This window comes from Haloferax profundi, assembly GCF_001469865.1.
Lineage (GTDB): Archaea > Halobacteriota > Halobacteria > Halobacteriales > Haloferacaceae > Haloferax > Haloferax profundi.
In genome coordinates this window covers 19652-30587 of the sequence record NZ_LOPV01000174.1, presented here as the reverse complement: position 1 = coordinate 30587, position 10936 = coordinate 19652, and the positions used below count along the sequence as shown (strand labels likewise).

The window sequence follows — 10936 nt, the reverse complement described above, 5'->3', positions numbered from 1 at the left end:
GCGACAGTGGGACGACCCGCCGGCGAACACCGAGACGGCCCGCGTCAAAGAACGAACCATCGACGAGATGAGACACCGCGGTTACTCCGCCGCGTCTGCCGAACTCACGAGTCGCGTCGTGATGAAGGAGGTGAGCCACACATGGGACTGAGAGACGACCTCGAACGATTCCGCGAAGTCGGCGAACAACGCCGCGAAGACCTCAAGGAGTTCATCTCCTACGGTGACCTCGGCGCGTCCGGCGCGAAAGACATCAAGATACCAATCAAGGTCGTAGACCTCCCGGAGTTCCGCTACGACCGCCTCGACATGGGCGGCGTCGGCCAAGGCAAGGGTGGAACGCCCGACGTCGGGCAACCGCTCGGTCAACCACAACCCGCACCCGGCGAAGGTGACGAGGGCGAACCCGGCGAAGAAGGGGCCGAACACGAGTACTACGAGATGGACCCCGAGCAGTTCGCGGAGGCCCTCGACGAGGAACTCGGCCTCCAACTCGAACCGAAGGGCAAGGAGGTCATCGAGGAAGTCGAAGGCGACTTCACCGACATCACCCGGAGTGGCCCGCACAGCACCCTCGACTTCGAGCGCCTGTTCAAAGAGGGTCTCAAGCGCAAACTGGCGATGGACTTCGACGAAGACTTCGTCCGCGAGGCGATGAAAGTCGCAGACACCACGCCGGACGACGTCTACCGCTGGTGCCGCGAGAACAACATCCTCGTCTCACTGGCGTGGGTCGACGACGAGTGGACGCGCATCCCCGACGACGAACGTGACACGTGGGCCTCCTTCGAGGAGATGGAAGCGAACGTCGAGCGAACGACGACGGTCCAGCGCATCCGCCGCGACGGCCTCAAGGAGATTCCCTTCCGCCGTGAAGACGAACGCTACCGTCACCCCGAGATAATCGAGAAGAAGCGCTCGAACGTCGTCGTGGTCAACATCCGCGACGTGTCGGGGTCGATGCGCGAGACGAAGCGCGAACTCGTCGAGCGCACCTTCACGCCACTGGACTGGTACCTCACGGGCAAGTACGACCACGCCGAGTTCGTCTACATCGCTCACGACGCGGAGGCGTGGGAAGTCGAACGCGACGAGTTCTTCGGCATTCGCTCGGGCGGGGGGACGCGCATCTCCTCGGCCTACGAACTGGCCAAAGAGGTACTCGAAGAGCGCTACCCGTGGCGCGAGTGGAACCGCTACGTCTTCGCCGCCGGCGACTCCGAGAACTCCTCGAACGATACCAAAGAACGCGTCATCCCGATGATGCAGGATATCGACGCGAATCTCCACGCGTACGTCGAGACCCAACCCGGTGGGACCGCCATCAACGCGACCCACGCCGAGGAAGTCGAACGGACCCTCGGCGACGAGGGCAACGTCGTCGTCGCGTACGTCTCCGACCCCGACGACGTCATCGACGCGATATACCGCATCCTCAGCACGGAGGCGACAGTAGAATGAGTTTCAGACGACACCGCAGAGACGCACAGAAAGAGGCCGCCCGCCTCGACGAACCGGTTCGCGAAGCGGGTGCACTCGCCCGGAAACTCGGGTTAGACCCGTACCCGGTGAACTACTGGGTCGTCAACTACGACGAGATGAACCAACTCATCGCCTACGGTGGGTTCCAAGAACGGTACCCACACTGGCGGTGGGGGATGGCCTACGACCGGCAACGAAAGACCGACCAGTTCGGCATGGGCAAGGCGTTCGAAATCGTCAACAACGACGAACCAGCGAACGCCTTCTTACAGGAGTCGAACTCGCTGGCCGACCAGAAAGCCGTCATCACCCACGTCGAGGCCCACTCGGACTTCTTCAACAAGAACCAGTGGTTCGGCCTGTTCTCCGACGAGGGGCAGTTCGACGCCGCCGCGATGCTCGAACGGCACGCACAATCGATAGAGCGCTACGTCCAGAACCCCGACATCAGTCGCGACGAAGTCGAGAAGTTCATCGACGCGATTCTCTGTCTCGAAGACACCATCGACCAACACCGGTCGATTCGCGAGGCGGCCAAAGACGACGACGGCCGTATTCCCGAGGACATCCGCTCACAACTGAAGAGCCTGAACATCTCTGACGACGTGCGCCGTGAGGTGTTCGACGAAGCGTGGATGGACCGAATCGAGGAGGCCGAACGTGAGGCCGCGAAACTCACCGACCCACGGAAAGACGTGCTCGCGTACATCCGCGAACACGGCATGCGCTTCGACGAAGAGACGGGGAAGGCCGAGGAGATGGAACCGTGGCAGAAGGATGTCCTCGACATGCTCCGCGAAGAGGCGTACTACTTCGCCGCCCAGAAGATGACGAAAGTCATGAACGAAGGGTGGGCCGCCTACTGGGAGTCGCTCATGATGGGCGACGAACGGTTCGCCGGCACAGACGAGTTCATCACGTACGCCGACCACCAGTCGCGCGTCCTCGGGTCGCCCGGCCTCAACCCGTACAAGTTGGGCAAGGAACTCTGGGAGTACATCGAGAACACGACGAACCGCGCCGAAGTCGCCGAGAAACTGCTCCGCGTCGAGGGAATCACGTGGCGCAACTTCCACGAAGTCGTCGACTTCGACGAGGTGCAGTCGTTGCTCCGGACCGACCCCGTCGTCGACGGCGTCGACGCCGACTCGCTGGACGAACTCGCCGCACTCGGCCCGGACGACCCGCGAGTGGACCACGAGATGCTCGACAGAGCGCTCTCGGGTGACGAGTCCATCCACGTGGACGCGTACCCGTGGAAAGTGCTCTCGTACGAGGGTCTCGCGGCGCGACACTACTCGCTCGTCAAACCCCAGAACCGTGGATTCCTCCGGCGCATCCGCCGGTCCGAACTCGAACAGTTGTCCCGGTACATGTTCGACGACGAACTGTACGAGACTGTCGAAGACGCCATCGCGGACGTGGACAAGGCCACGGGGTGGGACCGCATGCGCGAGATTCGCGAGAGTCACAACGACGTGACGTTCCTCGACGCGTTCCTCACCGAAGAGTTCGTCCGCGTGAACCACTACTTCGCGTACGAGTTCTCCCAGTCGTCGCGGCAGTTCCGCGTCTCGTCGACGCAGTACGAAGACGTGAAGAAGAAACTGCTGTTCCAGTTCACGAACTTCGGAAAGCCGACTATCGCCGTCTACGACGGCAACTTCGACAACCGCGGTGAACTACTGCTCGGCCACCAGTACAACGGCGTCATCCTCGACGTGAAGCAGGCCCGCGGTGTCATCGAACGGGTCTACCACCTGTGGGGCCGCCCGGTCAACCTGATGACAATCGTCAAAGAGTTCGACGAACACGAAGTAGAAGTCGCCCGTCGCCGCGGGCGTGAACCGACGCCGGTAGAGCGCGCGATTCGCATCCGGTACGATGGAACCGAGTTCACCGTCAGGGACCTGGACCCAGAACTCGAAGCGCGTATCGCGGCGAGCGATATCGACTACGACACGAAGCCCGATGACTGGCTCTGAGCAGGGAGATGGGATTCGCTGACCGCCACGCCGACAGGACGCTCGACGAGGCGGTCATCCACGACGTGCTCCGGAACGAACGACGCCGACTCGTCCTCGAACGACTTCGAGACACTGACGACGAACAGGCCGTCGGTGACCTCGCCGAACACATCGCCGAAGTGGAGTCCGGTGAGTCACCGCCGCCGCGAAACGTTCGCCAGAGCGTCTACATCTCGTTGCACCAGACGCACCTCCCGAAACTCGATACGCTCCACATCGTCACCTACGACTCGTCGGCGAAAGTCGTCTCACTCGGGACGAGCGCCGTCGAACTCGAACCGTACCTCGTCGACGACACCGTCCAGTCGTCCTTCGCGATGCTCACGTTCACTACCTGTCTCGCTGGTCTCGCACTCGTCTTCGCAGGCTGGATGGGGATGCCCGTCATCGACCGTGTCGACCCGCGACTGGTCGCTATCGTGGCGCTCGTTCTCGTCACTCTGGTCACTGGGGCGGAACTCGGCCTCGCGTCACGAGGCCGGATGTAATCCCGGTGAAACGGCCGCTCGACTCAAGGTTCCACCGTCCTAAGCGCCGCTGAGATGCCTGCTTCGACTGCGCTCGTGTGGTTCCGACGCGACCTTCGCCTCCACGACAACGACGCCTTCGCCGCGGCGTGCGAGGCAGACCACGTCGTCCCAGTCTACTGTTTCGACCCACGAGACTACGGCCCCTGCGACTTTGGCGGCACCGACTCCTTCGTGTTCCAGAAGACCGGTGCACACCGTGCCCGCTTCCGCCTCGAATCGGTCGCCGACCTCAGGTCGTCGCTCCGTGACCGCGGGAGCGAACTCGTGGTCCGCGTGGGGCACCCAGAATCTGTGCTCTCCTCGCTCGCAGACGCCGTCGACGCCGACGTCGTCACGATGCATACGTGGCCGACGGCCGAGGAGCGACAGGTCGAAACAGCAGTCACGAAGATGCTCGACGAGGCGGGAGTCGAGTCGCGACAGTTCTGGGGCCACACGCTCACCCACGTCGACGACCTGCCGATGGACCTCGCCGACGTGCCGGACACGTACACGACGTTCCGGAAAGCAGTCGAAGCGGAGTCTGAGATTCGGCCACCGAGTCCGATACCCGAGATACCCTCGTTGCCGGTGGGTGCACCCAACGCGGGTGACATCCCGACCGTCTCTGACCTCGACTCGACACTCGCACCGCCGACACGTGACGACCGAGGCGTCCTTCCGTTCGACGGCGGTGAGACAGCAGCACTCGACCGAGTGGAGTCGTACATCTGGGAGGGGGACCACCTCCGGGCGTACAAAGAGACGCGGAACGGGATGCTCGGGTCAGACTACTCCTCGAAGTTCTCCCCGTGGCTGAACGAGGGGTGTCTCTCGCCTCGGTACGTGCAGGCCGAAGTCGACCGCTACGAAGACCTGCGTGTCGCGAACGACTCGACGTACTGGCTCACGTTCGAACTCCGGTGGCGCGACTTCTTCCAGTTCCAGTTCGCCAAGCACGGGTCGGAGTTCTTCCAGCGTGGCGGCATCAGGCACCGAACCGACATCGACTGGCAGGCCGACGACACACAGTTCGAGCGCTGGGCGTCCGGCCGGACGGGCATCCCCTTCGTCGATGCGAACATGCGGGAGTTGAACACGACGGGGTACGTGTCGAATCGTGGTCGGCAGAACGCCGCGTCGTTCCTCGCGAACAACCTCCGCCTCGACTGGCGACGCGGCGCGGCGTACTTCGAGACACACCTCGTCGACTACGACCCCGCGTCGAACTACGGCAACTGGGCGTACATTGCAGGCGTCGGCAACGACTCGCGGGACCGGTATTTCAACATCGTCAAACAGGCCCGGCAGTACGACGGCGACGCTGCCTACGTGAAACACTGGATTCCGGAACTCGCTGACCTCCCGCCGAAGTACGCCCACGAACCGTGGACGATGACGCCCGCAGAACAGGCCGAGTACGGTGTCGAACTAGGTGTCGACTACCCCGAACCGATGATACACCTCGAGAAATCCTACGAGAAACTCAGGTAGGTCGGCGAACGACCTGAAGCGCGCTCAGGCGACCCACATGTTGTCGCTCGGTTTGTTGAACCACGCGACACCGACCGACAGGAGCGTCAGGAGCACGAAGGCGACGAGCGACAGTCGCGGAATCGTCAGCAGTCCGTCGAGCATCGGGTACTGGATACTCGTACACGGCCCGCCAACGGTACAGGTCGCGCCCGGTGCGATTTGCAGGTATGTGTGGTACCCCGCGAGTGCCGCACCGCCGAGTGAGAGCGGCAACACCGTCTTCCAGACACCGCCTCGGTCTTCGACGGCGGCAACTCCGAGGACGACGACGAGTGGGTACATCAGGATGCGCTGGTACCAACAGAGGTCACAGGGCGCGAGTCCAAGTCCGAGACTGAAGTAGAGACTGCCCGCCGTCGCGCCGAGTGCGACGAGTGTGCCCGCGGCGAGCATCGCTCGTATCGAATCGCTCACGGTCGGCCTCCGTCGGACCTGTCGCGCGCCCCGAGTGCGCGTCGTCGCTTCGCTGGCAGTGCCCCCACCTTCCAGTCTTGTGTCACGTAACGGCTCATTGGCTGTCTGCTGCTCTGGCACACGATACGAGGCAGTCTACCTGAAACCATCGGCTAGGAGGGTGAGGTCTATGAGCGACCCTCGCCCGTCCGGGGGACGACCGGTGGGCGAATCTTCGGGGGTCGACTCACGTACGGAACGGTGTGCACCGAACCAGTGCGTCTTGACTGGTGAGGCAATGGGTTATGAAGCTTGTGCCGGGTGGTACGTTGGAGTTCGACGGACTGCTCTCCGGGCTCGTTCGGAGAGACGTGCTCGGGAGGGGGTTTGAACTCTGTGAGACGTCCGTCTCACATGCTCACGCTCGCTTTGCTCGCGTGAACCTCACTCGCAACGCTCCGCGTTGCTCCCTGATTCAAATCCCCTGTGCCGCATCCACAGCTTCACAGTCCAAGCGACACGCACAGCGGTCGCTTGGAAGGTAGTTCAGCAGAGAAGTGCTCGGTAGGGGATTTGAACCTCACTCGCAAATCGGAGATTTGCTCGCTGGCTCAAACCCCTAGTGTCGCATTCACACTCACAAGAACCGAGAGACACAGCGGTCTCTCGGAGGTTTGTGTTCGAGAGAAGTGCTCGGTAGGGGATTTGAACCCCTGTCCTCGGCTCGAAAGGCCAAGATGATTGGCCGGACTACACCAACCGAGCTTCTGCATTCACGAGTGGTAGTTGGACTATTTTAAGAGTTGCGTTCCGTCGGCGGTGAGTGAGAGGAACCCACTCACGGATAGCGATTACTCGCCCGTGAATTCAGGGTCTCGGTCGCTCGTGAACGCCGCGATACCCTCCATCAGGTCGGAGGTGGTAAACAGGAGGCCGAACGCCTGTGCCTCGACTTCGAGGCCAGACTCGGTGTCTTCCCACCCGTTGTGCATCGCGCGCTTCGTGTAGCGCTGTGCGACTGGCGGTCCCTGTGCGAACTGCTTGGCGTACTCGAACGCCGCCTCTTCGAAGTCGTCGTTGCCGACGACTTCGTTCACGAAGCCGTAGTCGGCCATCGTCTCCGCGTCGTAGCGCTCGGCGGTGAAGATAATCTCTTTCGCACGGCCGGTGCCGACGATGCGCTGGAGGCGGACGGTGCCGCCCCATCCGGGGAGCAAGCCGAGGTTGTGTTCGGGTTGGCCGAACTCGGAGCGCTCGGTTGCGATACGAAGGTCGGCGCACATCGAGAGTTCCATCCCGCCGCCGAGACAGAAGCCGTCGATACCGGCGACGACTGGCTTATCGAGGGCTTCGAGTTTGCCGAAGGTCTGTTGACCCTTGCGCGAGAGTTCGACGCCGCTGACGGGGTCTGCGCCACCTGCGGCGATGCTCGTCACGTCTGCGCCGGCGGAGAACGCGCGGTCACCTGCGCCGGTGAGGAGGACGGCGCGAACGTCGTCGTCGTCCGCGAAGGTGTCCAACGCCTCCGAGAGTTCGTCCATCAGTTCCGTACTGATGGTGTTCATGCGGTGCGGTCGGTCGAGGGTGATGTGGCCGACACCGTCGCGGACTTCGACGAGAATATCGTCGAAGGCGAGTTCCGCCTCGCCGTCTGCTTCGCCACCGTAGAAGCCCTCGCCAGACTTGGCGAGGTCACGGAGGTACTCGACGGCCTCGTAGCGGTCCTCGCCCGTCTCGTCGTGGAGTTTGTCGAGCGTGCCGACGAGCGTGGCGATACCCTCGTTGTCGGCCATCTTGGCGGGGCCGTCGGGGAAGCGCCCGCCGAGTTTGACGGCGCGGTCGATTGCTTCGGCGTGGGCGACGTCGTTCCCGACGAGGCCAGCCACTTCGTTCGCCATGACGCCGAGCAGGCGGTTCTTCACAGACTCCTTGCCTTCGTCGTGGGGAACCTGCGCACCCTCACCGTCTTCGTAGTCGTAGAACCCTTTCCCGGTCTTCTGGCCGAGGTTGCCCTCTTCGACTTTCTCGGAGAGGAGTGGACACGGCTTGTACGCGTCACCGAGCACCTCGTGCATGTATTCGAGGACGTGATAGCCCACGTCGATGCCGACGTAGTCGGCGAGTTCGAAACTCCCCATCGGGAGGCCCATGTCGTACTTCGTCGTGGCGTCGACTTCGGCCATCGTCGCGTCGCCGGAGTGGACGATCCACGCCGCCTCGTTCATCAGTGGGACGAGGATGCGGTTGACGATGAACCCGGGACTGTCCTTGCGGACGCGGACGGGCGTCTTCCCCATCTTCTCTGCGAGGTCCTCGATGAGGACGAGTGTCTCGTCGGCGGTGTGCGCGCCGGAGATGACCTCGACGAGGTCCATGCGCACCGGCGGGTTGAAGAAGTGCATCCCGCAGAAGCGCTCGGGGCGCTCGGTGACTTCCGAGAGTTCGGTGATAGAGAGACTGGACGTATTCGTCGCGAAGACGGTGTGGTCCGGCGCGTATGCTTCGAGGTCCGTGTACACGTCCTTCTTGATGGACATCTTCTCGGGAACGGCCTCGATGACCACGTCGGCGTCGGCGACAGCCTCTTCGAGGTCGACGACCGGTGTGACGCGGTCGAACGCGGCGTCAGCGTCTTCCTGTGAGAGTCGGTCCTTCTCGGCGAGTTTGTTCAGCGACCACTCGATTTGCTCGTAGCCTTTCTGGACGAACTCGTCTTTGATGTCTCGGAGGACGACGGTGTACCCGGCGAGGGCGGCGACTTCCGCGATGCCGTGGCCCATGTTGCCTGCTCCGAGAACAGTGATGGTGTTGATATCGTCTACCTTCATGGACAAACGTTACAGTGTGCATTGGTTTCAACGTTTCCATCACGTGAAATGTAAACTCATTCCTCGTTTAATTGAGATATCTGACGACGCATCGAGTGCAGACCGTCGGGGTCAGTCAACGCTCCGCCAGAGGTAGAGACTGGCGTAACTTCGGTACGGCGTCCACGTCTCGGCGCGTTCGGCCATCTCCCCCCGCGAGAGGGCGTCGGCTTCGACGTCGAAGACGTGTTCCATGCCACGCCGAATCCCCAGGTCCTCGACGGGGAACACGTCCTCGCGTGCGAGCACGAAGATGAGGAACATCTTCGCCGTCCAGACGCCGACGCCGCGAATCTCGGTCAGTGCGTCGATGACCTCGTCGTCGCTCATCACGTGGAGTGCGTCCGCAGACAGGTCGTCCTGAAACGCTTCGGCCACGTTGCGGACGTAGCCCACTTTCTGGCCGGAGAGACCACAGTCCCGAAGCACGTCTTCGTCCGCCGCGAGGACGCCTGCGGGCGTGACCTCGACGCGGTCGAACAGGCGGTCACGAATCGTCGCGGCGGCAGTCGTCGAGAGTTGCTGGTTGACGATAGAGACGACCAGTCGCTCGAATGGGTCGTTCGCTGGGTCGAGTGTCACGGGGCCGTGGTCTTCGACGACACTGCCGAGGTGTGGGTCGGTTCGGAGTGCCCGATAGGCGTCGTCACTCATTCTGTTCGGGGTACGGCGGTCGAAGAGAAAAGTCGTGTGTCGCCCGGTTACTCTTCGAGCATCTCTTCTTCTTCGTCGTCCTCGTCGTCGCGGTCAGCGTTGGCGCGGCGGCGAACGTCCACGCGGTAGTGTTCGAGGATGTCGCGGCCGAGGAGGAGCGGATAGTCCATGTGCGAGCGGTCTTCGACGCTCGCGGTCACCGTGTGCTGGGTACCGCCGATACCGATGACGAGGTCCACGACAGGGCGGGCCTTCCCGCGCTTGAGACTGCCGGACTTCACGCGCGTCATGCTCTTGATTGGGCCGGCACCGATTTCGGCGGCGAGACTCGTGTCGATGCTCGTCCGGGTCGCACCCGTGTCTGATTTGGCGAGCGTCTGCTGGGAGCCCTTGGTCCCGTTGACGACGACTTCCTCGATGTAGCCGATGAGGGGGGCTTCGCCGTCGAAGATGGGGGACTCGGCCGGTGCACAAGACGGCACGGAGTCGTCGAGCGTCGCCGACAGTTCTTCGACGCGCTTTTGGTCGACTTCGCCGCCAGCGCGCTCGATGGCCAGTTTGGCGATGTACGGCGCTGGGCTCTTTCCGGTCGCCTCGTAGAGGCCTTTGAAGCCGGCAGTCGGGTTGGCCTCGAGGACGAACCAGCCGTCGTCGCTCTCGACCAGGTCGACGCCGACGTAGTCCATTCCCATCACTTCGGCGGTGTAGAGCGCTGTCTCGCGGGCTTCTTCGGGCATCTCGTCCGTCGCGTTGAGCACGTCGCCGCCGAGGGCGACGTTCGTCCGCCACTCGCCTTCCGGAGCGTAGCGGTACATCGCGCCCACGATTTCGCCGTCGACGATGTAGACGCGCAGGTCGCGGTGTCGCTGGTCGTCGTGGTCGATGAGTTTCTGGAGGAACGCCTGTCGGTTCCCGACCTTCGGGTTGACGGGTTCTGTCAGGTCGACCTTCCACGTGCCGCCGCCGTGCGTCCCGATTGCGGACTTGTAGACGCCGACTTCACCGAATCGCTCTCGGCCTTTGTTCAGTCGGTCGTTCGAGAGTGCGAGAAGCGCGTCCGGGACCTTGATGTTCCAGTTGGCGAGCGTCGCGGCCGTGGCGAACTTGTGAATCGCCGCGAGGACCGCGTCCGGTTCGTTGAGCATCGGTCGGATGCGGTTGAACGTCGTCGCGAGGCCGAGCAGTTCGGCGGGTTCCTCGGTGTTCGAGAGGAGAAGTCGATTCGCGATAATGTCCACCTCAGGTTCGACTGTCACCTCGCCGTCTTCGATACTGACTGCCGCGTTCTCACGTCGGAGCCAAACCGGTTCGTGGCCGAGGTCCTCAACTGCGTTCAGGATTGCTTTCGTCTCCTTGCTGTTGTGGAGTGAAAGAACCCCAACACGTACTTCGTCGCTGTTGTTGGTGGACATACTCGAACGAACTCAGGCGGGTTTCAAAGGTATGACGGTCGAGACCTGTGTCTAGG

8 protein-coding genes and 1 tRNA gene are annotated in these 10936 nt (G+C 62.7%); 4 read left to right on the top strand and 5 right to left on the bottom strand.

The window, feature by feature from the left end; translation table 11 throughout:
* Positions 1-141: 141 nt before the first annotated feature.
* From AUR66_RS09395 to AUR66_RS09380, 4 genes are read left to right on the top strand one after another with little or no spacing between them, the layout of a single operon-like run.
* Positions 142-1461: a YeaH/YhbH family protein gene (locus tag AUR66_RS09395; protein ID WP_058572179.1), complete on the top strand. Its 1320-nt coding sequence runs from the start codon at positions 142-144 to the stop codon at positions 1459-1461.
* Complete coding sequence (locus tag AUR66_RS09390; protein ID WP_058572178.1) at positions 1458-3467, top strand: SpoVR family protein; 2010 nt, start codon at positions 1458-1460, stop codon at positions 3465-3467. The genes AUR66_RS09395 and AUR66_RS09390 overlap by 4 nt, the downstream gene beginning before the upstream one ends.
* A gap of 8 nt (positions 3468-3475) precedes the next feature.
* Positions 3476-3997: a DUF7344 domain-containing protein gene (locus tag AUR66_RS09385; protein WP_058572177.1), complete on the top strand. Its 522-nt coding sequence runs from the start codon at positions 3476-3478 to the stop codon at positions 3995-3997.
* Between the two features lie 54 nt (positions 3998-4051).
* Entirely contained in the window at positions 4052-5512 is a 1461-nt protein-coding gene (locus tag AUR66_RS09380) for a DASH family cryptochrome (protein WP_058572176.1), read from the top strand.
* A 24-nt stretch (positions 5513-5536) separates the two neighbouring features.
* Here the strand turns inward: AUR66_RS09380 and AUR66_RS09375 are convergent, their stop codons facing one another.
* From AUR66_RS09375 to AUR66_RS09355, 5 genes are all read right to left on the bottom strand, one after another.
* The gene (locus tag AUR66_RS09375) at positions 5537-5968 is read right to left on the bottom strand and encodes a disulfide bond formation protein B (protein ID WP_058572175.1); all 432 of its coding nucleotides are present in this window, start codon (positions 5966-5968) and stop codon (positions 5537-5539) included.
* Between the two features lie 669 nt (positions 5969-6637).
* A tRNA-Glu gene (locus tag AUR66_RS09370) sits at positions 6638-6712 on the bottom strand.
* 86 nt (positions 6713-6798) lie between these two features.
* The gene (locus AUR66_RS09365) at positions 6799-8775 is read right to left on the bottom strand and encodes a 3-hydroxyacyl-CoA dehydrogenase/enoyl-CoA hydratase family protein (RefSeq protein ID WP_058572174.1); all 1977 of its coding nucleotides are present in this window, start codon (positions 8773-8775) and stop codon (positions 6799-6801) included.
* 111 nt (positions 8776-8886) lie between these two features.
* The gene (locus AUR66_RS09360) at positions 8887-9468 is read right to left on the bottom strand and encodes a DNA-3-methyladenine glycosylase family protein (RefSeq protein ID WP_058572173.1); all 582 of its coding nucleotides are present in this window, start codon (positions 9466-9468) and stop codon (positions 8887-8889) included.
* A gap of 47 nt (positions 9469-9515) precedes the next feature.
* Positions 9516-10880: a putative ATP-dependent zinc protease gene (locus tag AUR66_RS09355; RefSeq protein WP_058572172.1), complete on the bottom strand. Its 1365-nt coding sequence runs from the start codon at positions 10878-10880 to the stop codon at positions 9516-9518.
* Positions 10881-10936: the final 56 nt, after the last annotated feature.

Bases quoted from the DNA above. Each gene is read 5' to 3' on its own strand.
- AUR66_RS09360 (WP_058572173.1), bottom strand. From the start codon at position 9,468: ATGAGTGACGACGCCTATCGGGCACTCCGAACCGACCCACACCTCGGC.
- AUR66_RS09390 (WP_058572178.1), top strand. From the start codon at position 1,458: ATGAGTTTCAGACGACACCGCAGAGACGCACAGAAAGAGGCCGCCCGC.
- AUR66_RS09355 (WP_058572172.1), bottom strand. From the start codon at position 10,880: ATGTCCACCAACAACAGCGACGAAGTACGTGTTGGGGTTCTTTCACTC.
- AUR66_RS09380 (WP_058572176.1), top strand. From the start codon at position 4,052: ATGCCTGCTTCGACTGCGCTCGTGTGGTTCCGACGCGACCTTCGCCTC.
- AUR66_RS09385 (WP_058572177.1), top strand. From the start codon at position 3,476: ATGGGATTCGCTGACCGCCACGCCGACAGGACGCTCGACGAGGCGGTC.
- AUR66_RS09365 (WP_058572174.1), bottom strand. From the start codon at position 8,775: ATGAAGGTAGACGATATCAACACCATCACTGTTCTCGGAGCAGGCAAC.
- AUR66_RS09395 (WP_058572179.1), top strand. From the start codon at position 142: ATGGGACTGAGAGACGACCTCGAACGATTCCGCGAAGTCGGCGAACAA.